The following is a 22,242-nucleotide window of genomic DNA, read 5'->3' on the forward strand; positions in this document are numbered from 1 at the left end:
CCCCTCCACACACGGAGATCCGCCGGGACGGGACGTCCCGGCGGATCCACCGGATCAGGTCTCGCGGCCCGGAAGGTCACGGGCCGGCGGGTCAGCCGCCGACGTACGGCACGGCCTCGAGGATCTCCACCGAGTTGGAGCGGCCGTTCGGCATCGTGTAGGTGGCCTTCTCGCCCACCTTCTTGCCGTTGATCGCCGCGCCGAGGGGCGACTTCGGCGAGTAGACGTCGATCGGGGCGCCGCTCTCCTCGCGGGAGGCCAGCAGGAACGTGACCTCCTCGTCGTCGCCCTCGAAGCGGACGGTGACGGTCATGCCGGGGCCCACGACGCCCTCGGTGCGGGGCGCCTCGCCCACCTTGGCGTTGTCGACGATCTGACGGAGGTGGAAGATCCGGGCCTCCATCTTGCCCTGCTCGTCCTTGGCGGCGTGGTAGCCGCCGTTCTCCTTCAGGTCACCCTCTTCGCGGGCCGCCTCGATCTTCTTGGCGATGTCGACGCGCCCGGGCCCCGAGAGGTATTCCAGCTCCGCCTTCAGGCGGTCGTACGCCTCCTGCGTGAGCCAGGTGACGCTCTCGTTGTGGGAGTCGGCCACGGGTTCTCCTTGCTTCCTCTTGAAGGGGGCTTCGTACTCGGACAGACACTCGTCCGCTGGTTGGCGCACGATCGAATCTCGACAGGCTAACAAGTTAACGGCTCGAACGCTTCCCCAAATATCTCACTATACGAGATGGCAGTATTGAACCGAGCCGGAAGTCGCCTGGGCACTGGTCTGCAGCTGCTCGGTAAGGCGGATATATCCCTTACCTGCCGGAATATCGATCTCGCGGCTGCCCACTTCAACGTGGTTGACGTCCACGGCCCGCAGCCGGCAGACGGCGGCGCGGTCGGACGGCTTGACCACCTCGAAGGTGATCTGCAGGGAATCGCTACGGTTGGCATCGAACGCGATGACCTCGTCGATGACGTCGGTGTTGCCCTTCGACGCCCACATGACGTAACCCCACCCGGCGGCGCACACCGCGCACAGGATGGCGATCACCACGTGCACGACGAAGTTGCCCCGACGGGGCTCCCGCTCCGGGAAGTCGCCGGGACTGCCGAGCACGGGTCGGGGCTCCTGGCCCTGCTCGGCCTCACTGATGGCCATGACGGAATCTCCAAGCACTACCGCGGCGTTGTCCGAAACAATTGTCCCCTGCGGGGGCGTTGCCCCCGCGACCGCCCACGAGAAACTAACCTCTCTCTAGAGTGCCTCAGGCCGCGCCGTGGAATGGCACGGCGCCCCAGGGCGCGGGCGGGCGGCCGGTTCCCCGGGCCGCGGCGGGACAGGCGAAGATCCGAACGTGACAGAACAAAGAGGAGACAGCGAGCCCCGTGAGTGCACCGCTGAGGCTTATGGCCGTTCACGCGCACCCCGACGACGAGTCGAGCAAGGGCGCCGCCACGATGGCACGTTACGTCGCCGAAGGCGTGGAGGTGCTGGTCTGCACCCTCACGGGCGGAGAGCGCGGTTCCATCCTCAACCCCAAGATGGACCGCCCCGACATCCTCGAGAACATCGGCGAGGTCCGCCGCCTGGAGATGGAGCGGGCCCGCGAGATCCTGGGCGTCCAGCAGCGCTTCCTCGGCTTCGTCGACTCGGGCCTGCCCGAGGACGAGAACGAGCCGCTGCCCGAGGGCTGCTTCGCCCTCCAGCCGCTGGAGGCCGCCGCGGCGCCGCTGGTCGCGGCCGTGCGCGACTTCCGGCCGCACGTGATCCTCACCTACGACGACGACGGCGGCTACCCCCACCCCGACCACATCATGACCAACAAGGTCTCGGTGGAGGCGTTCGAGGCGGCCGGCGACCCCGACCGCTACCCCGGCACCGGCGAGCCCTGGCAGCCCCTGAAGCTCTACTACCACATGGGCTTCACCCGGGAGCGGTTCGAGGCCCTGCACGAGGCGATGGTCTCCCGCGGCCTGGGCTCCCCCTACAGCGACTGGATCGCCCGCTGGGAGGACCGCCCGCAGAAGGACAGGTGGCCGGTCACCACCCGGGTCCCCTGCGGGGACTACTTCGAGGTCCGCGACCAGGCGCTGATCGCGCACGCCACCCAGGTCGACCCCGACGGGTTCTGGTTCGTCTGCCCGCGCGAGGTGCAGATGGAGATCTGGCCGACCGAGGACTACCACCTGGCGCGTTCCCTGGTGGACACCGAGCTTCCCGAGGACGACCTGTTCACCGGTGTTCTGGCCGAGGAGGCCTCCCCCGCCTGCCACTGACGAGACCGCCGGGTGGCGGTGGCAGACTTGAGGTGTGACTGCCATCGTGTTCGCCGCCGCCGAAGGCGACGTCAGCCCGGGTGTACTGGGCTTCCTCGTCGTCGCCGCCATCGGCTTCGCGCTCTTCCTGCTCGTCAAGTCGATGCGGAAGCAGATCTCCAAGATCGATCTGCCGGCCGATCGAGAGCCCCGCAAACCCGGCAAAAACGCCTGACCGCGCCCGCCGCGGGGTCCCGCCGTACGGCTCAGGCCGTACGGCTCAGCCCGTCTCCGTCCAGGCCCGTTCCAGGGCCCTGGGCAGACCCCAGTGGCCCAGCGGGGTGAGCACCTCGCTCCGGTCGACGATCCCGAGGCAGGCCCACAGCGGCGTGACCGACCCGAACAGCGCCTCGGCCGACTCCAGATCCTCCGGCTCGTCCATCCGGACGTCGATGTCCTCCGACTCCGCGATGAGCCGGGCTATCCGCTCCGGCGAGGCCAGCACCCCCGGGCCGCGCCTGGCCAGCGCGGCCACCACCGCCAGCCAGTCCGCGTGGTCGATCGCGCACAGCGCCGCCAGCACGGAGTCCTCGGAGCTCAGCTCCTCCTCCAGGTCGGCGAACGCCTCGGCGATGTCGTCCTCCTCCGGCAGGTCCGAGATCGGCCCGGCGATCCCCGCCGCGACCGTCAGCCACAGCTCCTCGTCGTCGGCCGGCAGCGGGCCGCCCTCGTAGCCGGCGCAGGCCCGCAGCACGTTGCCCGGGTAGCCGGGGGCGGTCATCAGCTCGCGCAGCCGGGTGCTCGCCGCCCGCAGCGCCTCTTCGGGACGCTCGGTCTCGGGCAGCTCCGCCATGATGCGCCGCAGCTCGCCGAGGGCGAACGCCTCCTCCTCGTGCCAGGCGGCCGACAGCTCCTCGTCCTGCTCGTCGCTCACCGCGTCCCTGGGCACCCGCCCGTCGGGCAGCGGGGTGCCGAGCCAGCGCTCCTGGATCTCCTCGTAGGAGGCCCTGGCCGTCTCGTCGCCCAGCGCGAGGGCGTCCGGATCGACCTCGCCCGCGGCGACCCGCCGCTCCAGGTGGGCGACCAGCCGGTGGAACATCTCCTCGGCGACCGGCCCGCGCTCGTCCTCCTCGGGCCAGACGAACATGGTCCGGGTCAGCAGCAGCGGCTCGGTGCCGGTGGACTCCAGCCAGCGCTGCACGTCGCCCACGGTCGCGTTGCCCGACTCGATCGCCCCCAGCGCCGTTCGGGCCGACTCCCAGAAGGGCGGGGTCAGCGGGTTCCCGGCCCGTTCCATCGCCCGGCGCAGGTCGGGAAGGGCCACCAGCGCCACGCCGGAGGGCACGGCGAGCAACGCGCGCACCACGTCACGCCGGGTCAGCTCCGCGACCGGCCTTCCGGCGTGCACGCGGACGAAGTCGAGATCCACGCTCAACGAGCCTACGCCCCGAACCCACCCGAACACACCTTTCCCCCGCTCCCGGCGGCGCGCCGCCCCGTACGACGGCTCCGCGCCCCCTGCGCGGACGGCCCTGGACGGTCAGAACGGCGCGGGGGCCGCCTGGGGGAACCACGGGCTGACGATCGAGGCCCGTTTCAGGGTCTGCAGGCCCATCGTCACGTCCACGTCGCGGATCCCGGGGATGGCGCCGAGGGTCCCGGTGAGGAACCTGTGCAGATCTGAGTACTCCGCCACCGCCACCTCCCCACAGATGGTGTGCTCGCCGGCCGTCGCGCACAGGAGCAGCACCGCCGGATGCCGCGCCAGCTCCTCGGCCACCGCGTCGACCCGGTGCGGATCCACCCGCAGCCACAGGAACGCCGTCACCGGCAGCCCCAGCGTCTCCGGCTCGACGATCGTGCGCAGCCTCAGCGCACCGGACCTGCACAGGTTCTCCACCCGCCGGCGCGCGGTGCTCTCCATGGTCCCCACCCGGGCCGCGAGGTCCCGCCAGCGCATCCGGCCGTCCTCGGCGAGGGCCGCGACCAGCAACTCATCCACGTCGGACAGCGGCGGCACGAGTTCGGTGGGGTGCGCCCGGTCCCAGCGGTCGAGCCGGCCCGCGCGCAGGGCCGTCACCGCCGCGGGGTCCAGCAGGCCCGGGTCCCAGCCCACCCCGGTGGTGAAGCGGCGCAGGACGATCTCGGAGCTGCTGCCGATGACCCCGTCCAGCTCCGGCAGCCGCAGCAGGGTGAGGTCGAGCAGGTCGTTGCGGTCGGCGGCCACCAGTTCGACCAGGCAGTCGGCCGCCCCGGAGACCAGGGAGACGAACCGCACGCTCGGCCAGCCGGTGAGCGCGTTGGCCACCGACACCGTCCTGCGCGGCTCGCACCGCACCCGCACGAACACGGGCACGCCGCGGCCGGTGGCCAGCACGTCGAGGGTCGCCGCGACGTGGACCCGTCCCGAGGACAGGATGCGGGTCGCGCGCCGGGACACCGTGGCCTCGGAGACGTTCACCGCCCTGGCGATCGCGGGCCAGCTCGCCCGCGGATCGGCGATCAGGGCGGCGATGACCCGGAGGTCCACCTCATCCATGGCAACGACATCCATCATCTACGGGGCGAAAACTGACGTATTCCTGCAAATCAAGCATGAACATTGCTGTTTAGCGTATGGGAGTCGCACTATGTGATGCATCATCACCCCCCTCCCTATTTATTCCGTGGAGTCGCACATGTCCTCCTCCACCACGGCCGCTTCCGGGGCCCGGACCACGGGTGGCACCGCGAACGCACTGGTAGGCGGCACCATCGGCAACTTCGTCGAATGGTTCGACTGGTCGGTGTACGGGTTCTTCGCGGCGTACTTCGCCGACCAGTTCTTCCCCGGCGGCGGCACCACCGCCACCCTGTCGACGCTGCTGGTGTTCGCGATCAGCTTCTTCATGCGGCCGGTCGGCGCGACGGTGCTCGGCATCTACGCGGACCGGCACGGACGCCGGCACGGCATGACCCTCACCATCCTGCTGATGGCCGGGGGCAGCCTGCTCATCGCGCTGGCCCCCACCTACGACGCGGTGGGCTGGCTCGCCCCGGCGATCCTGATCGCCGGCCGGCTGCTGCAGGGATTCTCCACCGGCGGGGAGTTCGGCACGTCCGCCTCGTTCCTCGTCGAATGGGCCAAGCCGGGGCGCCGCGCCTTCGCCGGGTCCTTCCAGCAGGTCTCGGTGGTGCTGGGCATCCTGTGCGCGTCACTGAGCGCCACCGTGCTCACCCGGGTCCTCGACGACGACGCCATGTCCTCCTGGGGCTGGCGGGTCCCGTTCGCCCTCGGCGCGGTGATCGGCCTGGTCGGCATGTACATCCGGCGGCGCCTCGCCGAGCCGGAGGCGTTCCGCCTGCTGGAGCAGAGCGGGCGGCGGGAGCAGCGCCCGCTGGGCACCATGGCCGCGGGTCACCGGCGCGGCGCGTGGTTCGTGTTCGGCATCTCCATCGCCGGTTCGGTGATCACCTACATGTGGCTGACCTACCTGCCCACGTACGCGGTGCTCACCCAGAACGCCGACAAGGCGGACGCGCAGCTGGCCAACACCCTCGCGCTCGCCTTCTTCGTGGTGATCCTGCCGTTCGCGGCGCTGCTGTCCGACCGGTTCGGACGCCGGCCGACGATGCTGGTGTACGCGGCGGCGTTCGTGATCCTGCCGTTCCCCCTGCTGTCCATGCTGGGCCCCGGCTTCGGCAGCGTGCTGTTCGTGTCGCTGGTCGGCATGGCGTTCCTGTCCCTCAACCACTCGAACCTCGCGACGGTCTTCGCCGAGCTGTTCCCGCCGCAGGTCCGCACCATCGGCATCGCCCTGCCCTACGCCATCTCGAACGCGATCTTCGGCGGCACCGCGCCCAGCGTGATGCAGTTCTTCGGCGCCCGCGGCAACCTCTGGGCCGTGCCGCTCTACGTCAGCGTCTGCGCGCTGGTCACGGGCGTGTTCTTCTACTTCATGCGGGAGACCAGGGGCGTGGACACGCACGACGTGGAGATGCGCGCATGATCCCCCTCGCCGCGGACGTGGACCGGCTGCCGCCGTACCCGCTCGATCTCGACGACCGGCAGCGTGAGCGGGTCGACCGGCTGCTGTCCGGAACGGTGGTCTCGCTGCACGACCACCCGGTCCGGCTGCCCGACCCGCTCACCCCTGAGAGCTGGGCGGAGTACGGCGAGAGCGGAACCGAGCACCTGGGCCACGCGGGCCTGGAGCGTTCCGGACTGGACGTGGTGCTGGCCAGCTCGCTGGCCGAACCCGACCAGGAACGGCTGCTGCGCTGGGCCCGCCGGATGCGCGACGGCCTAGCCGCCACCGCCGACGGGCCCGTGATCCTGCCGGCCCTGGAGGACCTGGGCAGCATCGGCACCGACCTGGACGGCATCACCGCCCTGTACGAGGCCGGGATCCGCTCCGCCGGCCTGGTCTACAACGCGGGCAACCCGCTCGGCGGCGGGCTCGGGCAGCCGGTCGACGGCGGCCTCACCCCGCTCGGCCGGCGGGCGGTGACCGAGATGAACCGGCTCGGCATGCTGGTCGACCTGTCCCACGTCGGCGACCGCACCAGCGTCGAGGCCGCCGCGGCCGGCGAGGCGCCGGTGGTGATCAGCCACGCCGGCGCGCGGGCGCTGTGGCCGAGCCCGCGGATGAAGCCGGACGACGTGCTGCGCGCGGTCGCCGACACCTCGGGTGTCGTCGGCGTGGAGGCCGCGCCGGGCTCCACCAGGGTGAAGGGCAATCCCGAGCACGACCTGGACGCGGTGATGGCGCACGTCGAGTACATCGCGGAACTCGTCGGCGTGGACCACGTCGGCCTGGGCCCGGACACCTTCTTCGGCGACCACACCGCCCTGTACGCGGCCGCCGGATGGGCGCCGCAACCGGTGCCCGGCCACGAGGGGCTCGCGCTGCCCGGGTACGTCTCCGGCATGGAGAACCCCGCGGAGGCGCCGCGCAACGCCGCCGGCTGGCTGGTACGGCACGGCTGGACCGACGCCGACATCGCCAAGATCCTCGGCGGCAACGCCCGGCGCGTGCTCGACGCGGTGCTGCGCTGACCCGCCGTACGACGACCGGCCCGCCGTACGGCCCGCTCTCCCCGTGCGACGGCCGACCCGCCGTACGGCCGACCCACCACACGACGAAGGAGATCCCTGTGAGCGGCGCCGCCGCCGAGATCCACGAGCGGATCGCGGAAGAGATCCGCGGACTGTCGGACGACCTGATCGGTCTGAGCCTGGACCTGCACGCCCACCCCGAACTGGCGATGAACGAGAAGTACGCGGCCGGGCGGCTGACCGACCTGCTGCGCGCGGACTTCGCGGTGGAGGAGGGGGTGGGCGGCCTGCCCACCGCGTTCCGGGGCACCGCGGGCGCCGGGTCGCCGGTGCTCGCCTTCCTCTGCGAGTACGACGCGCTGCCCGGCATCGGGCACGGGTGCGGACACAACCTGATCGCGGCCGGCGGGGCCGGCGCGGCGATCGCGCTGCGCCGCGCCGCCCCGGAGCTGCCCGGCACGGTGTCCTGCATCGGCACGCCGGGCGAGGAGGGCGCGGGCGGCAAGGTGCTGCTGCTGGAGGCCGGCGTGTTCGAAGGCGTGGACGCCGCGCTGATGTTCCATCCCGGCGACACGACGATGCCGATCCGGCACGCCACCGCCACCCGCCAGCTCGTGCTGGAGTTCCACGGCGTGGCCGCGCACGCCGCCGCCAGCGCCCAGGACGGGCGCAGCGCGCTGGCCGCGATGATCCAGTTCTTCACCGGGGTGGACGCGCTGCGCCAGTTCGTGCCGGAGACCAGCCGCCTGCACGGGATCATCACGCACGGCGGCGACGCGCCCAACGTGGTGCCCGCCTACACCCGCGCCGAGTTCATGGTCAGGGCCCTCACCGGTGACGTCGTGGACGACATCGTCGGCCGGGTCGAGGCGGTCGCCACCGCCGCCGCCACCGCGACCGGGACCACGGTCCGGATCAGCCGTGGACTCGGCTACGCCGAACGCAAGAACAACCACGTGATCGCCGGACTGGTCGCCGGGCACCTGCGCCGCCAGGGCGTGCCCGTCGAACAGCCGGTGCTGCGCGGCGGCACGGGCTCCTCCGACATCGGCAACGTCAGCCTGGTGCTGCCGACCGTCCACCCCTACCTCCAGGTGATGGACACGGGCACGCCGACCCACTCCGCCGCCATGACCGAGGCGGTCGCCCTGCCCCGGGCGCAGCAGGCCATGCTGCGGATGGCCACCGCGCTGGCCTGCGCCGGAGCCGACCTGCTCGCCGACCCCGAGCTGTTCGACGCCGCGCGGGCGGAGTTCGCCACCAGCGGCCCGGACCTGCCGTCATGACGCGCCCGTGGCCCCGCGACGTGACCGACGTGGTCGCCGTACGCCGTGACCTGCACGCCCACCCCGAACTCGGTTTCACCGAGATCCGCACCGCCGCCAGAGTGGACACCGCGCTGCGCGACCTCGGCTGGGACGTCCGCTCCGGGCGGGAGGTGTTCGACGCGACCGGGCTGCCCGGCCTGCCGGAAGCGGCGGTGCTGGAACACGCGGCCGGTCGCGCGGCGGCCGAGGGCGTGCCGGAGGACCTGGTGACCCGGTTCTCCGGCGGCTGCACCGCCGTGGTCGCCGACCTGCGCGGCGACCGGCCGGGACCGAGGGTCGCGCTGCGCTTCGACATGGACGCGCTGCCGATCACCGAGGCGTCCGCCGGCGACCACCCGCCGATCCGGCGGGGTTTCGCCTCCCGGCATCCGGGCGTGATGCACGCCTGCGGTCACGACGGACACGTCGCGATCGGCCTCGCCCTGGCCGCGGCCCTGTCCACGCGCGACTTCCCCGGCACCGTGCGGCTGCTGTTCCAGCCCGCCGAGGAGGGGGTGCGCGGCGCCCAGCCCATGGTGGCGGCGGGCGTCTGCGCGGACGTGGACGTGCTGCTCGCCGTCCACCTCGGGTTCGGCCTGCCCAGCGGGCGGTTCGCCCCGGCGGCCACCGAGCTGATCGCCACGTCGAAGCACCTGGCCAGGTTCACCGGCCGCGAGGCGCACGCCGCCAAGGCTCCGGAGCAGGGGCGCAACGCGCTCCTCGCCGCCGCGACGGCCACGCTGAACCTGCACGCGCTGCCCCGCTTCGCCGGAGCGACCACGCGGATCAACGTCGGGCGGCTGCGGGGCGGGGTCGCGGCCAACGTGATCGCCGGCGAGGCCGAGTTGGCGTACGAGACGCGCGCGGACTCGGCCGGCGTCGCGGACGAGCTGGCGCGGCGCGCCGAGATCGTGGTGCGCGCGGCCGCGGCGATGCACGAGGTCGACGTCGAGCTGACCCGCACCGGGCACGCCACCGCGGCCACGACCGACCCGGCGGTCGCGGCGGCGCTGGCCTCCGCCGCCGAGGGGCTGGCCGAGGTGCGCGCCACCCATCCGCTCGGCGCGAGCGACGACGCGAGCCTGCTGATGCGGGCCGTACAGGAGTCGGGGGGCGTGGCGGGATACGCCATCGTCGGGTCGGACGGCCCCGGCCCTCCCCACTCCCCACGGTTCGACGTGGACGAGGAGGTGCTGCCGGTGGCGGTGGCCTGGCTGGAGCGTGCCGTACGGGGAGGACAGTGGTGAGCGGGACCTACACCGTCGTCGGCGGCGGGGCCATCGGCGGCACGATCGCCTTCCACCTGGCCGGAGCCGGTCATCGGGTGCTCATCGTCGACTCCGACGCCGCGCAGGTGGCGGCGGTGCGGGAACGGGGCCTGACCATCCGCCGCGCCGACGGCACCGAGCGGAACATGCGGATACCGGCCCGCACCCCGGACGAGGTGACGGAACCGCTGCGCGACGTGCTGCTCGCGGTGAAGGCGAACGCCACCGCGACGGCCGCGCGGTGGATCGCCCCCAGGCTGGCCGGGGACGGGTTCGTGGTGAGCCTGCAGAACGGCCTGTGCGAACCGGAGATCGCCGCGGCAGTGGGGGCCCGGCGGACCGTCTCCGCCTTCGTGAACCTGTTCGCCGACCTGGTCGAGCCGGGCGTGATCGCCGACGGCGGGCCCGGCGCGCTGGTGGTCGGCGAGCTCGACGGCACGGTCAGCCCGCGGGTGCGGCGGTTCGTCGCGGACCTGCAGGCGTGGGGCCCGGCGGTGGCGAGCGGGAACGTCGCCGGCTTCCTGTGGTCGAAGCTCGCCTACGGCGCGGTCGCCGCGGCCAGCGCGACCAGCGACGACCCGGTCGCCGACACCATCGAGCGGCATCCCGGGCTCACCGTCGCGCTGGCCCGGGAGGTCTACGCGGTCGCCGCGGCGCAGGGGGTCACGCCGGAGTCGTTCGACGCCTGGCGGGCGGACGCGTTCGCGAAGGACGCGCCGCCGGACCTCACGCGCGCCGCCCTGGCCGGGTTCTGCGCCTGGCTGCGCACGCAGCCGAAGACCAGGACCGGCATCTGGCGGGACCTGGCGGTCCGGTGCCGCCCGACCGAGGTGCCGGCCCAGTACGGCCCGGTGCTGCGCCTGGCCGAGGACCACGGCCTGAGGTGCCCCGGGGTCGAGGCCGTGCTCCGGCTGATCGGCGAACTGGAGACCGGCCGACGGCCGATGTCCCGGGACAACCCGGCCGAACTCGAACGCGCGGTCCTCGGCGGGGACCCCGGCACGGCCCCCGGCGGGAACGCCGGCGCGGCCCTTGGCGGGAACCCCGGCGAGGTTCACCGCGGGAACCCCAGCGAGGAAAGGGACACCTGATGTCACGTCACGTACTGATCACCGGAGTCGCGGGCGGCCTCGGCGGTGCCATCGCCGAGCGGTTCGCCGCGGCCGGCGACCGGATCACCGGGGTGGACACCCGGGAGGAGCCGCTGCGCGAGCGGCTCGACGCGATCGCGGCGGCGCACGGCGTCGCCACGGACGCCGTCACGGCGGATCTGAGCGGCCCCGACGCGGGAGAGGTGGTCGGTCGGGCGTGGCGGCGGTCCGGCCCGGTGGACGTGCTGGTGAACGCGGCGGGCATCTGGCCCGCGACCCCGCTGCTGGAGATGACCGCGCCGATGTGGGATCACGTGCTGGGCATCAACACCCGCGCTCCCATGCTGACCACGGTGGCGCTGGCCCGGCTGGCCGTGGCCGAGGGCCGCCCGGCGAGCGTGGTGAACCTGGCCTCGGGCGCGGCGATCCGGGCCAGGCCGGGCGCGGCGCACTACTCGACGTCCAAGGCCGCGCTGGAGATGCTCACCCGCTCCTGCGCGGTCGAGCTCGGCGCCGCGGGGATCCGGGTGAACGCCGTGTCGCCCGGGTTCGTGGCCGGCAGCAGCCAGGAGGTCAACCCGATCACCGAGGAGTACGCGGCGGCGGTCTCCGGCAACCCGCTCGGCCGGATCGGGCAGCCGGACGACGTGGCCGCCGCGGTGTTCTTCCTCGCCTCACCCGAGGCCGCCTGGACCACCGGCGCGGTGCTGCGGGTGGACGGCGGCTCGTCGGCGGGCAACCCCGCGCTGCCGGTCCACTGGACGGAGCCCACCTCGGTGCAGTCACCACGGTGACCCGCCGCCTCCTCCTCGGTGCCGGGGACCGGGCCCGCCGGTGACGGCACGCCCGCGTACGGGCTCCGCCGCCGGGAGCGCGCCCGCGGCGTCGCACAGGGGCCTGTGAGAGTGTGGGTTCATGAACAGGCTCGCCGGTGAGACCTCTCCGTACCTGCTGCAGCACGCGGACAACCCCGTCGAATGGCGGCCCTGGGGGCAGGAGGCGTTCGACGAGGCCCGGCGCAGGGGCGTGCCCCTGCTGATCAGCGTCGGCTACTCCGCCTGCCACTGGTGCCACGTCATGGCGCACGAGTCCTTCGAGGACGAGGGCACCGCCGCGCTGATGAACGAGCACTTCGTCAACGTCAAGGTCGACCGGGAGGAACGCCCGGACGTGGACGCGGTCTACATGACCGCGACCCAGGCCATGACCGGTCAGGGCGGGTGGCCGATGACGGTCTTCGCCACGCCGGACGGGCACCCCTTCTACGCGGGCACGTACTTCCCGCGGCCCCACTTCCAGCGGCTGCTGACCGGGGTGGCGAATGCCTGGGCCCGCGACCGCGAGGCGGTGCTGGACCAGGGCTCGAAGATCGTCCAGGCGCTGAACGAGCAGGCGGCGCTGCCGTCGGGCCCGGTGCCGGACCGCGACACGCTGGACCGGGCCGTACGGAGCCTGCGGCGGTCCTTCGACCCCGACCGCGGCGGGTTCGGCGGGGCGCCGAAGTTCCCGCCGTCGATGGTCCTGGAGTTCCTGCTGCGCTACGCCGCCGCCTCCCCGTCCGCGGCGGCCCCGGAGGGCGACCGGAGCGCCGTGGGCGAGGCGACGGCCATGGCTGAGCGGACCCTGGAGGCGATGGCGCGGGGCGGCATCTACGACCAGCTCCGCGGCGGTTTCGCCCGCTACAGCGTGGACGCCGGCTGGGTGGTGCCGCACTTCGAGAAGATGCTCTACGACAACGCCCTGCTGCTGCGGGTCTACACGCACTGGTGGCGCTCCACCGGGTCGGTGCTCGCCCGGCGGGTGGCGCTGGAGACCGCCGACTGGCTGCTGGCCGAGATGCGCACCCCCGAGGGCGGCTTCGCCTCGGCACTGGACGCCGACAGCGAGGGCGTGGAGGGGAAGTTCTACGTCTGGACGCCCGAGGAGATCGTCGAGGTCCTGGGTGAGGACGACGGCGCCTGGGCCGTCTCGCTGTTCGAGGTGACCGGCACGTTCGAACACGGCACCTCGGTGCTGCAGCTTCCGGAGGACCCCGACGACCCCGAGCGGTTCGCCCGGGTCCGCGCCGCCCTGCTGGCCGCCCGGTCCGTGCGGGTACGGCCCGGCCGCGACGACAAGGTGGTGGCCGCCTGGAACGGCCTGGCGATCGCCGCCCTCGCCGAGACCGGGGCGCTGTTCGACCGGCCCGACCTGGTGGAGGCGGCGCGGGCGGCGGCCACGCTGCTCGACGAGGTGCACGTCGACGGCGGCCGGCTGCTGCGCACGTCGCTCGGCGGCCGGGCCGGCACCGGCGCCGGCGTCCTTGAGGACTACGCCGACCTGGCCGAGGGCCTGCTCGCGCTGTACGGCGTGACCGGCGAGACCCGCTGGTTCCGGCTGGCCGGGACGCTGCTGGACAGCGCGCTCGACCGGTTCTCCGACGGCGCCGGCGGGTTCTTCGACACCGCCGACGACGCCGAACGGCTGTTCCAGCGCCCGCAGGACCCCACCGACAACGCGACCCCGTCGGGATGGTTCGCCGCGGCGGGCGCGCTGCTGTCGTACGCGGCCCTGACCGGCTCGGCCCGGCACCGGGAGGCCGCGGAGGCGGCCCTGGGCACGGTGAGCGTCCTGGCCGACCGGCACGCCCGGTTCGCCGGGTGGGGCCTGGCGGTGGCCCAGGCGGCCGTCTCCGGGCCCGTCGAGGTCGCGGTCGTGGGCCCGGCCGGCGACGCGGCGACCGCCGCGCTGCACCGCGCGGCCCTGATGTCGCCCGCCCCGGGCATGGTCGTGGCCCTCGGCGAGCCCGGCGCGGCCGATGTCCCCCTCCTGGAAGGGCGGGGTCCGGTGGACGGCGTCCCGGCGGCCTACGTGTGCCGCGGGTTCACCTGCCGGATGCCCGTCACCACCCCGGAGGCGCTCCGGGCCGAGCTGACCGCCTGACCCGCGGCGGCGCGACCCGGGAACCGGCCGCCCGGCCGGGTCGGCGCGCGGCCGTGAACCGTTTCGCGCCGAGGCCGCCGACCGGGGCGGGCGGCGGCCCGGTCAGCCGACGGGGAGCCGCTGGGCGGGTCCCTCCCGCTGGGCGGGGTCCTGGGTGCGGGGGTCGCTGCCGCCGGTCCCATCGCCGAAGTCCTGGCCGGGGCCGCCGCCGTCGTCCACGCGGCCCTGGGGGCCGTTCTGCGGGCCCGTGCCGTCGCCCTGGCCGTCACCGGTGCCGTCGTTCCCGGGGCCGGTCCCCTGGTCCCCGGGCTCGGGGGACGAGGCGCCGTCGTCGAACGGCGGGGTGGCCGGGGCGTCGCGGAAGCCGCCGTCGCCGTAGCCGTCGTCGGGCGGGCCGGAGGGGTAGTCGCCGTCGTAGCCGTAGGGGTCGTAGCCGTAGTCGGACGGCTCGGGGAACTCCTTGACCGGCTTGCCCTTCATCGCCTCGGCCATGAAGGCCCGCCAGACCTGCGCGGGGTAGCTTCCGCCGTACTGGACGGCGCCGTTGATGACCACCGGCTTGTGGTCGTCGCGGAACATGTCCACCGCGGTCGCGAGCTGCGGGGTGAAGCCGGCGAACCACACCGACACCGAGCCGTCGGTGGTGCCGGTCTTGCCGGCCACCGGCCGGTCGTAGAGGCGGGCGGCCGAGCCGGTGCCGCCCTCGACGACCTGGGTGAGCGCGTAGGTGGCGTCGGCGGCGGTCTGCTCGCCGAAGGCCCGCCTGCCCTTGGCGTCGAACTTCGTGACCTTGCCCGTGGCGTCGGTCACCGACCGGATCACGTGTGCGTCGCGGTGGACGCCGCCCGCGGCGAACGTCGCGAAGCCCGAGGCGTTCTGCACCGCGCTCACCGACGCCACGCCCAGCGGGAGCGTGGCCGCGCCGCGGTGCGGGGCGAGCTGCTCGGCGGGGATGCCCGCGGCCCTGGCGGCCTTGACGACCTTGTCCAGGCCGACCTTCTGCCCGAGGTCGACGAAGGCGGTGTTCACCGAGTTCCTGGTGGCGGTGACGAGGTCGATCTGGCCGTAGGAGGTGCCGCCGGAGTTGGGAATGGGGTGGTCGGGGGCGGAGGCGACCGTCATCGGCGAGTTGCCGTTCACCCGCGTGCCGAGGTCCAGGCCGTTCTCCAGCGCGGCGGCCAGCGTGTACGCCTTGAACGTCGAGCCGGCCTGCACCTTGGCGGAGAAGGAGTTGTCGAACTTGTTGGCGTCGTAGTCGCGCCCGCCGTAGAAGGCGACGACCTCGCCGGTGCCGGGGTCGACGGCGGCCAGGCCGGTGTTGACCTTCTTGGCGGAGCCGTCGGGCATGACGGAGGTGACGGCCCGCTCGGCCGCCGCCATGAGGTTCTTGTCGAAGGTCGAGACGATCTTCAGGCCGCCCTGGTTGACGGCCTCGTCGGTGTATCCCCGGCGTTTGAGCTCGGCGGCCACCTGGTCGAGCATGTAGCCCTGCTGGCCCTTGAGGGAGAAGACCGGGCGGGGCTTCTTGAGGGTCGGGAAGGTGGTGGTGGCGGCCTGCTGGGGCGTCAGCGCGCCGATCTGCACCATGCCGTCGACCACCGACCGCCAGCGCGTCCGGGCGGCGTCGAGATCGGCGCCGTGCGGGTCGGCGAACCGGGACGGCTGCTGGATCACCGCGGCGAGGTAGGCGCCCTCGGCGACGTCGAGCTTGCCGACGTCCTTGCCGAAGTACGCCTGGGCCGCGGCCTGGACGCCGTCGGCGCCCCGGCCGAAGTAGATCGTGTTGAGGTACTGCTCCAGCACCCAGTCCTTGGGCTTGGACTGGTCGACCTTCAAGGAGATCATGACCTCCTTGAGCTTGCGGATTATGGAACGTTCCTGGCTGAGGCCGCTGTAGTAGTTGCGGACCATCTGCTGGGTGATCGTCGAGCCGCCCTGGAGCTGCCGGCCGGTGACCGTGGACCACATGGCGCGGAAGGTGCCCTTGAGCGAGACGCCCTTGTCGTCATAGAAGGAGCGGTTCTCGGCGGCGATGACGGCGTTCCTGACGCTCTCCGGCACCTCGGACAGGGGCACGCTGCGGCGGTTCACCCCCTGCTTGGCCAGCACGGTCTTACCGTCGCGGTAGTAGATCACCGAGCCTTGCGCGGTGGCCTTCGGCTGCGTGCTGTCCGGGATGGGGGTCATCGCCCACACCACCCCGAGAACGCCCACCGACAAGACGACCACGACGCCGAAGGCGATCAGCGCCAGCCGCAGGAACCGCCGTCCCGGCCCTCTCTTCCCGCCCTCTCGCACGCGGCAACCCCCATCCCCTGGCGCGGCCGACCCCCCGTCAGCTGCGCGAACCGTAAGGGTAAACGATGCATAACGGTGGCTGAACCCTGCTTGGGATGGTACGGCTAGCTCTTGACCTGGCGCGGCACATCGGCCACCAAAGGAAGGACCCGGTATGGCACGGGAGTGGCCAAGGCGATCACCGAGGAGGTCCTGACCACCCCCCGGACGTCAACGATCACGTCAATGACCCGCTGGAGATCCGCATTGCTGCGCGCCACGACCCGGCAGAGCATGTCGTCCCCGCCGGTGATCGTGTGCACCTCCAGCACCTCGGGGATGGCGGCGAGCTGGTCGACCACCGGGTCGTGCCCGCCGAACTGGCGGATCTGCAGGGTGACGAACGCGGTGACGTCGTAGCCGAGCGCCGCGGGCGACACGTCGGGCCCGAACCCGGTGATCACTCCCCGGGCGGACAGCCGGTCGAGGCGGGCCTGCACGGTGCCCCGGGCCACGCCCAGCCGCCGGGAGCACTCCAGCACCCCGAGCCTCGGCTCCCTGGTGAGCAGGGCGATGAGCCGGGCGTCGAGCTGATCGATCGTCATGATGTCCAGATACTCCCTGGAGGCGTGAGGCTGAATAGGCATATTGTCCAGTAATTCACGTAACTCTTGCGCACACAGCCCATGAAATCCGAAAGTGGCCGCATGAGGGACAACTTTCCTGTGAACGGCATGGACGCCGTGGTCTTCGCCGTGGGCAACGCCAAGCAGGCCGCCCACTACTACTCCAGCGCTTTCGGCATGAAGTTGGTGGCGTACCGGGGGCCCGAAACCGGCAGCCGTGACGAGGTCTCCTACGTCCTGACCTCCGGCGGCGCCCGGTTCGAGCTGCGCGGCGCGGTGCGCGCGGGCACCGGGGTGTCCCGGCACGTCGCCGAGCACGGCGACGGCATCATCGACCTGGCCATCGACGTCCCCGACGTGGAGGCCGCCTACAGCTACGCGATCTCCCAGGGCGCCAAGGGCCTGGCCGAGCCGTACACGGTGGAGGACGAGCACGGGAAGGTCGTGATGGCGGCGATCGCCACCTACGGCGAGACCCGGCACACCCTGGTCGACCGGTCCAACTACAGCGGGCCGTACCTGCCGGGCTTCGTCGCCGCCGAGCCGATCGTCGCGGCGCCCGCGGTGAAGAACGGCCGCTTCTTCCAGGCCGTCGACCACTGCGTGGGCAACGTCGAGCTCGGCAAGATGGACGAGTGGGTGGAGTTCTACAAGCGGGTCATGGGCTTCACCAACATGGCCGAGTTCGTCGGCGACGACATCGCCACCGAGTACTCGGCGCTGATGTCCAAGGTCGTCGCGGACGGCACCCGCAAGGTGAAGTTCCCGCTCAACGAGCCGGCGGTCTCCCGGAAGAAGTCGCAGATCGACGAGTACCTGGAGTTCTACGGCGGCCCGGGCGTCCAGCACGTCGCGCTGGCCACCAACGACATCCTCAGCGCCGTGGACCACATGCGGGCCGCCGGCGTCGATTTCCTCGACACGCCCGACTCCTACTACGACGACCCGGAGCTGCGCGCCCGCATCGGCGAGGTCCGCGCCCCGATCGAGGAGCTGAAGAAGCGCAAGATCCTGGTCGACCGCGACGAGGACGGCTACCTGCTGCAGATCTTCACCAAGCCGGTGCAGGACCGCCCGACGGTGTTCTTCGAGCTGATCGAGCGGCACGGCTCGCTCGGCTTCGGCAAGGGCAACTTCAAGGCGCTCTTCGAGGCGATCGAGCGCGAGCAGGACCGCCGCGGCAACCTCTGACGCCGCCCGCGCGGCCCTTCCGGGCGCTCCGCGGCCCGGAAGGGCCGCGTTCCCCTCCCCCCGGAAGGGCCGCGTTCCCCCGAAGCCCGAAGATCCCCTTCCGGTCCGCGCCCCGGGCTGTCCGGAGGCCGCGGCACGAACAGGCCATCCGCGACACAACCCCACGGACACCCCGGGCCCGCACCCCATTACCGTGGGTAGCACCCGCCCGTCACGTAGTCTGCGTGCGGTGCCCGGCGCGGTCCGGGCCCGGAAGGGGGACTCACGGGCATGACGTCCGGTCGACTGGCCATCGGGGCAACCGCCACGTTTCTCAGCACGCTCGCCGCCTTCGGCGGGGTCGGCGCGACCGCGTGCACGGCGTCGAAGGGGGCGACGGCCCCCGCGGCCTCCGTCGCCGCCGACGGCGTCCCGGCCCCCCGGCACGACGCCCCGCGTCAGGGGCGGCTCGGGGCCCCCGGGATCGGCGACCCCGACTTCCCCACCGACGGCAACGGCGGCTACGACGTCGAGCACTACGGCCTGCGGATCGGCTACGACCCGCCCTCCCGGCGCCTGGCGGGCGTGGCCACGATCACGGCGAAGGCCACCCAGGGACTGGACGCGTTCAACCTCGACCTGTCGGGCTTCCGCGTCGCCAGGGTCACCGTGGACGGGCGGCCCGCGGCGTTCACCCGGGCCGGCACCGAGCTGACCGTGACCCCCGCGACGCCCGTCTCCGACGCGGACCGCTTCACCGTCGTGGTCTCCTACGACGGCGAGCCCAAGCCGATCACCGGCTCCTCCAACCTCGGCACCTACGGGTTCATCCCGACCCGCGACGGCGCCTTCGTCACCAGTGAGCCCAACGGCGCCAAGACCTGGTTCCCCGGCAACGACCACCCGGCCGACAAGGCCCGCTACGACTTCGAGATCACCGTCCCGGCCGGGCTGACCGCGCTGGCCAACGGCGAGATGGTCGGCGCCCCGGTGACGACCGGCGGCAGGACGACCTTCCGCTGGCGTGAGAGCCACCCCATGGCGAGCTACCTCGCCACCATGACGCTGGGCCGGTTCGAGCTGCGCCAGGGCAGGACGGCCTCCGGGATCGCGAACCTCGCGGCGGTCGACCCCCGCTACCGCGACTCCCTGGGCAGGCTGTACACCCAGTCGGGGCAGATCACCGACTACTGGAGCACGGTGTTCGGCCCCTACCCGTTCTCCTCCACCGGCGGCGTGATCGACGACTTCTCCGCGGGCTACGCCCTGGAGAACCAGACCAAGCCCATGTACGGCGGGTTCGTCCCCGACGACGACACCGTCGCCCACGAGCTGGCCCACCAGTGGTTCGGCGACAGCCTGAGCATCCGGCGGTGGAAGGACCTGTGGCTCAACGAGGGCTTCGCGACGTACGCCGAGTGGCTGTGGAGGGAGCACAACGGCGTCCCCGCCGAGCAGTCCTTCCGCGCCACCTACGACGCGCACCCCGCGGGCGACGCGATCTGGAAGTATCCCCCCGGCCGCGCGCAGCCGCAGGACCTGTTCAACGACTCCGTCTACCGGCGCGGCGGGATGGCGCTGCACGCGCTGCGGCGGCGCATCGGCGACGCGGCGTTCTTCAAGGTCCTGCGGACCTGGACCACCGAGCACCGCTACGGCTACGTGACGACCGAGGAGTTCGTCGCCCTGGCGGAACGGATCTCCGGCAGGCAGCTCGACGCGCTCTTCGACGCCTGGCTGTTCAAGCCGGCCAGACCCGCCGCCTGACGCCGGGACGCCCGCCCGCGCCCCGGGACCGCCGCCCGCGCGGGCCCGGCCGCGTCCCGCCTCCCCGCGACCGGCGACCGGCGACCGGACGCCTGCCCGGACGCGCCCGTCTCCACGTCGGATGCCCGAGTTGACCATACTTCGCCGCGCGAAGTATGGTCTCCCGCATGGCTAAAGGATCACCAGCGGTCAGTGAGGCGACCTACTTCATCCTCGCCTCGCTGCTCGACGGCCCGCTGCACGGCCACGGGATCATCAAGCGGACGCTCGACCTCTCCGAGAGCCGGGTGAAGCTGCCGGTCGGCACGCTGTACGGCGCGCTCGACCGGCTGGCGGCGAACGGCCTGATCGCCGTGGACCGCGAGGAGGTCGTCGACGGCCGGCCCCGGAGATACTTCCGGCTCACCGACCACGGGCACGACGTCGTCTCCGCCGAGGCGCTGCGCATGCAGCAGGCGGCGTCGGTGGTGACCGGGCGGCTCCTCCGTCCCGGATCGGCCTTCGCGTGACCGCGGCCCTGGAGCGGCCCGCCGCCACGGGGGCGGGCGGGACCTCCCTGGAGCGCCGCTACCGGCGGCTGCTGCTGTGCTACCCCCGCCGCTACCGTGTCGAGCACGGCGGCGAGATCATCGCCACCCTGCTCGACACGGCCGAGCCGGGACGCGCGCTGCCCCCGCTCCGCGAGGCGCGGGCGCTGGTCTCCGGCGGGCTGCGGGCCAGGATCGTCGCGGCGGCGTCGGACCGGCCGGCCTGGCTCGACGGCCTGCACCTCGGGGTGACCGCGCTGTGCGCCGTCCAGCTCGCGACGCTGGTGCCGTACACGGCGTCGGTGCCGATCTGGACGGGCCTGTCGGCGCTGGCCCTGCTGCTCGTCATCCGCGGGCGGGTACGGCTCGCCCTCCCGGTCGTGGCGCTCGTCGCGTCGAAGGTGTTCGCGATCACGCTGGGACGACCCTGGCTGGATCCGACCCTGCTGCCCGTGGACGCCCCTCCCGTCTGGCACACCGGAGCCCTCTACGGCGGCGGCGGCCCGGTGGCGCCGATGGCCGGCTACGGCCTGGCCGTCCTGGGCCTGCTGGTGCTGGCCGCCCACCGGCACCGGCTCGGCAGGCGCTCGTGGCTCTGGCTGCCGGTGGTCCCGTTGCTGGCCGGCGCCGACCCGGCCGGGCTCGACTTCGGCCGCGGCGGCGACGCCCTCGACGTGGTCAGGACCGGGCTGGAGCTCGGGCTCCTGCTGTTCGCGGCCCGAGCCGGCCACGTGGCGCGCGACCCGCGCTGGGCCGTGGCGGCCGCCGTCCATCTCGTCCCCGTCTGCGTCGTCCACGCCGAGAACCTCGGCGTCCACTCCGAACCCGACATCGCCCACCTGGCCGCGCTGCTCCTCGCCACCGCGCTCGCCGCGGCCGCGCCGTACCGGGCGAGGCGGCACCCCGCCCTCTAGCGATCCTCCCGGCTCCGCCCCCCAGGGGCCCGGCCGGTTCTTACCCGCGTGCTCCCCGCGAGCCTCCGCGGCCCTCCCCGAAACCCTCACCCACCGCGAGCGGCCACCGCACCCGCGGCCCGCCCGCGTGCCGAAACGAGGTCACCATGCCACGAGTTCTCTTCGTCGTGCCCGCGATCGGCCTGGCCCTGGCCGCGCTGACCGGCTGCGGCGGGCCGGCCGCGACGCAGGCCGCGGCCACGCCCTCACCCGCCGACGCGATGCAGAACAGGATCCGCCAGATGGAGTCCGACCGCGCCGACTGCATGAAGCGCAAGGGCTTCAAGTACAACATGAATGTCCCGCCGCCCAAGCGGGTCGGTGACGAGAAGCGCAAGCTCGACGCCGGCGACTACGAGACGATGAAACGGTTCCGGCAGAAGTACGGGTTCACGTACTTCGCCGAGTTCGTCTACCCGGACGACCCGGCCGCCGCCCAGTACGAGATCTACGACAACACCGCCAACCAGCCGATCAAGAACTCCCTGTCGGATACCCAGCTCGCCGCCTGGGACGAGGCCGACGTGGACTGCCGCAACGCGGCGATCAAGAAGTTCACCGGCAAGACCGTGACCAGCGAGCAGGACTACTACGACCAGCTCAACCGCCGTCTGGAGCAGGCGGACCGCGAGACGGACGGCGACCCCGAGCTCATCGAGCTGGCACGGAAGTACGGCGGGTGCCTCCGGGCCAAGGGCTACAAGGTCGCCTCACTCCGGCCCACGAAGATCATCGAGGCCGGCGGCGCGGAGCTGAAGGCGGAGCTGAACCGGCTCGGCCGCCAGCAGGCCGAGGACCCCGTCGACGGGGCCGAGTACCAGCCGAAGCTGACGGCCGCGCAGGCCCGGCCGTACCTGGACAGGGAGATCAAGGCGGCGCTCGACGACCTGGAGTGCGGCCGGGACTTCTACCCCGCCTACTCCGCGGGCAACAAGATGATGAAGGCCTACGACGAGTTCGGCCTCAGGGTGATCCAGTGGTGAGGCGGCTCCCCGCGCGCCGGGCGGACTCCGGCCCCCGGACGGTCCGGCGGCTCCGGCGGCTCCGATGGT

At 72.8% G+C, this 22,242-nt stretch carries 20 protein-coding genes; 14 read left to right on the forward strand and 6 right to left on the reverse strand.

Going from position 1 to position 22,242, the window contains the following annotated elements:
• Positions 1 to 91: 91 nt before the first annotated feature.
• The gene (gene greA / locus HDA43_RS24475) at positions 92 to 592 is read right to left on the reverse strand and encodes a transcription elongation factor GreA (protein WP_179825493.1); all 501 of its coding nucleotides are present in this window, start codon (positions 590 to 592) and stop codon (positions 92 to 94) included.
• A gap of 126 nt (positions 593 to 718) precedes the next feature.
• Positions 719 to 1,147: a DUF4307 domain-containing protein gene (locus tag HDA43_RS24480; protein ID WP_179825495.1), complete on the reverse strand. Its 429-nt coding sequence runs from the start codon at positions 1,145 to 1,147 to the stop codon at positions 719 to 721.
• A gap of 248 nt (positions 1,148 to 1,395) precedes the next feature.
• Here HDA43_RS24480 and mca point away from each other — a divergent pair, with 248 nt between their 5' ends.
• Entirely contained in the window at positions 1,396 to 2,265 is an 870-nt protein-coding gene (gene mca, locus HDA43_RS24485) for a mycothiol conjugate amidase Mca (protein WP_218912393.1), read from the forward strand.
• 34 nt (positions 2,266 to 2,299) lie between these two features.
• Entirely contained in the window at positions 2,300 to 2,479 is a 180-nt protein-coding gene (locus tag HDA43_RS24490; protein WP_179825499.1) for a hypothetical protein, read from the forward strand.
• 45 nt (positions 2,480 to 2,524) lie between these two features.
• Here HDA43_RS24490 and HDA43_RS24495 read toward each other — a convergent pair whose 3' ends face one another.
• A complete protein-coding gene (locus HDA43_RS24495; protein ID WP_179825501.1) occupies positions 2,525 to 3,673 on the reverse strand; it encodes a hypothetical protein in 1,149 nt (382 codons plus the stop codon).
• Positions 3,674 to 3,784: 111 nt separating this feature from the next.
• A complete protein-coding gene (locus HDA43_RS24500; protein WP_179825503.1) occupies positions 3,785 to 4,783 on the reverse strand; it encodes an Lrp/AsnC family transcriptional regulator in 999 nt (332 codons plus the stop codon).
• Between the two features lie 139 nt (positions 4,784 to 4,922).
• On the opposite strand from HDA43_RS24500, the gene HDA43_RS24505 reads away from it, so the two are divergent.
• The 7 genes from HDA43_RS24505 (at position 4,923) to HDA43_RS24535 (ending at position 13,870) form a co-directional block, all read left to right on the forward strand.
• Entirely contained in the window at positions 4,923 to 6,233 is a 1,311-nt protein-coding gene (locus HDA43_RS24505; RefSeq protein WP_179825505.1) for an MFS transporter, read from the forward strand.
• Positions 6,230 to 7,282: a dipeptidase gene (locus HDA43_RS24510; protein WP_179825507.1), complete on the forward strand. Its 1,053-nt coding sequence runs from the start codon at positions 6,230 to 6,232 to the stop codon at positions 7,280 to 7,282. The genes HDA43_RS24505 and HDA43_RS24510 overlap by 4 nt, the downstream gene beginning before the upstream one ends.
• Positions 7,283 to 7,380: 98 nt before the next feature.
• Positions 7,381 to 8,568 (forward strand): amidohydrolase, encoded by a 1,188-nt coding sequence (locus HDA43_RS24515; RefSeq protein WP_218912395.1) that lies wholly within the window; start codon positions 7,381 to 7,383, stop codon positions 8,566 to 8,568.
• The gene (locus HDA43_RS24520) at positions 8,565 to 9,836 is read left to right on the forward strand and encodes an amidohydrolase (RefSeq protein WP_179825509.1); all 1,272 of its coding nucleotides are present in this window, start codon (positions 8,565 to 8,567) and stop codon (positions 9,834 to 9,836) included. Before HDA43_RS24515 ends, HDA43_RS24520 begins: the two co-directional genes overlap by 4 nt.
• Entirely contained in the window at positions 9,833 to 10,948 is a 1,116-nt protein-coding gene (locus HDA43_RS24525) for a ketopantoate reductase family protein (RefSeq protein WP_179825511.1), read from the forward strand. The genes HDA43_RS24520 and HDA43_RS24525 overlap by 4 nt, the downstream gene beginning before the upstream one ends.
• On the forward strand, positions 10,948 to 11,742 hold the full coding sequence (locus HDA43_RS24530) for an SDR family NAD(P)-dependent oxidoreductase (RefSeq protein WP_179825513.1): 795 nt from the start codon (positions 10,948 to 10,950) through the stop codon (positions 11,740 to 11,742). The genes HDA43_RS24525 and HDA43_RS24530 overlap by 1 nt, the downstream gene beginning before the upstream one ends.
• Before the next feature lie 121 nt (positions 11,743 to 11,863).
• Positions 11,864 to 13,870 carry a thioredoxin domain-containing protein gene (locus HDA43_RS24535; protein ID WP_179825515.1) on the forward strand — a complete coding sequence of 669 codons (2,007 nt, stop codon included), beginning with the start codon at positions 11,864 to 11,866 and terminating at the stop codon, positions 13,868 to 13,870.
• Between the two features lie 102 nt (positions 13,871 to 13,972).
• Here the strand turns inward: HDA43_RS24535 and HDA43_RS24540 are convergent, their stop codons facing one another.
• A complete protein-coding gene (locus tag HDA43_RS24540) occupies positions 13,973 to 16,168 on the reverse strand; it encodes a transglycosylase domain-containing protein (protein WP_179825516.1) in 2,196 nt (731 codons plus the stop codon).
• A gap of 104 nt (positions 16,169 to 16,272) precedes the next feature.
• Positions 16,273 to 16,752, reverse strand: coding sequence for an Lrp/AsnC family transcriptional regulator (locus tag HDA43_RS24545; protein WP_179825517.1), 480 nt, complete (start codon positions 16,750 to 16,752; stop codon positions 16,273 to 16,275).
• A gap of 102 nt (positions 16,753 to 16,854) precedes the next feature.
• Between HDA43_RS24545 and hppD the strand changes: the two genes are divergently transcribed.
• From hppD to HDA43_RS24570, 5 genes are all read left to right on the forward strand, one after another.
• Complete coding sequence (gene hppD, locus HDA43_RS24550; RefSeq protein ID WP_218912396.1) at positions 16,855 to 17,964, forward strand: 4-hydroxyphenylpyruvate dioxygenase; 1,110 nt, start codon at positions 16,855 to 16,857, stop codon at positions 17,962 to 17,964.
• A gap of 270 nt (positions 17,965 to 18,234) precedes the next feature.
• The gene (locus HDA43_RS24555) at positions 18,235 to 19,710 is read left to right on the forward strand and encodes a M1 family metallopeptidase (protein ID WP_179825519.1); all 1,476 of its coding nucleotides are present in this window, start codon (positions 18,235 to 18,237) and stop codon (positions 19,708 to 19,710) included.
• Positions 19,711 to 19,877: 167 nt separating this feature from the next.
• Positions 19,878 to 20,219, forward strand: a complete 342-nt coding sequence (locus tag HDA43_RS24560; RefSeq protein ID WP_179825520.1) for a PadR family transcriptional regulator — start codon at positions 19,878 to 19,880, stop codon at positions 20,217 to 20,219.
• Positions 20,216 to 21,151 carry a hypothetical protein gene (locus HDA43_RS24565; protein WP_179825521.1) on the forward strand — a complete coding sequence of 312 codons (936 nt, stop codon included), beginning with the start codon at positions 20,216 to 20,218 and terminating at the stop codon, positions 21,149 to 21,151. The genes HDA43_RS24560 and HDA43_RS24565 overlap by 4 nt, the downstream gene beginning before the upstream one ends.
• 146 nt (positions 21,152 to 21,297) lie before the next feature.
• Entirely contained in the window at positions 21,298 to 22,173 is an 876-nt protein-coding gene (locus tag HDA43_RS24570) for a hypothetical protein (RefSeq protein WP_179825522.1), read from the forward strand.
• Positions 22,174 to 22,242 lie beyond the last annotated feature (69 nt).

It is taken from the genome of Streptosporangium sandarakinum, from assembly GCF_013409935.1.
In the GTDB taxonomy this organism is placed as follows: domain Bacteria; phylum Actinomycetota; class Actinomycetes; order Streptosporangiales; family Streptosporangiaceae; genus Streptosporangium; species Streptosporangium nondiastaticum.

Coding starts and splice junctions, on each gene's coding strand:
- HDA43_RS24560 (WP_179825520.1), top strand. CDS start 19,878: ATGGCTAAAGGATCACCAGCGGTCAGTGAGGCGACCTACTTCATCCTC.
- HDA43_RS24500 (WP_179825503.1), bottom strand. CDS start 4,783: ATGGATGAGGTGGACCTCCGGGTCATCGCCGCCCTGATCGCCGATCCG.
- HDA43_RS24520 (WP_179825509.1), top strand. CDS start 8,565: ATGACGCGCCCGTGGCCCCGCGACGTGACCGACGTGGTCGCCGTACGC.
- HDA43_RS24510 (WP_179825507.1), top strand. CDS start 6,230: ATGATCCCCCTCGCCGCGGACGTGGACCGGCTGCCGCCGTACCCGCTC.
- HDA43_RS24480 (WP_179825495.1), bottom strand. CDS start 1,147: ATGGCCATCAGTGAGGCCGAGCAGGGCCAGGAGCCCCGACCCGTGCTC.
- mca (WP_218912393.1), top strand. CDS start 1,396: ATGGCCGTTCACGCGCACCCCGACGACGAGTCGAGCAAGGGCGCCGCC.
- hppD (WP_218912396.1), top strand. CDS start 16,855: ATGAGGGACAACTTTCCTGTGAACGGCATGGACGCCGTGGTCTTCGCC.
- HDA43_RS24570 (WP_179825522.1), top strand. CDS start 21,298: ATGCCACGAGTTCTCTTCGTCGTGCCCGCGATCGGCCTGGCCCTGGCC.
- HDA43_RS24505 (WP_179825505.1), top strand. CDS start 4,923: ATGTCCTCCTCCACCACGGCCGCTTCCGGGGCCCGGACCACGGGTGGC.
- HDA43_RS24535 (WP_179825515.1), top strand. CDS start 11,864: ATGAACAGGCTCGCCGGTGAGACCTCTCCGTACCTGCTGCAGCACGCG.
- HDA43_RS24545 (WP_179825517.1), bottom strand. CDS start 16,752: ATGACGATCGATCAGCTCGACGCCCGGCTCATCGCCCTGCTCACCAGG.
- HDA43_RS24530 (WP_179825513.1), top strand. CDS start 10,948: ATGTCACGTCACGTACTGATCACCGGAGTCGCGGGCGGCCTCGGCGGT.
- HDA43_RS24555 (WP_179825519.1), top strand. CDS start 18,235: ATGACGTCCGGTCGACTGGCCATCGGGGCAACCGCCACGTTTCTCAGC.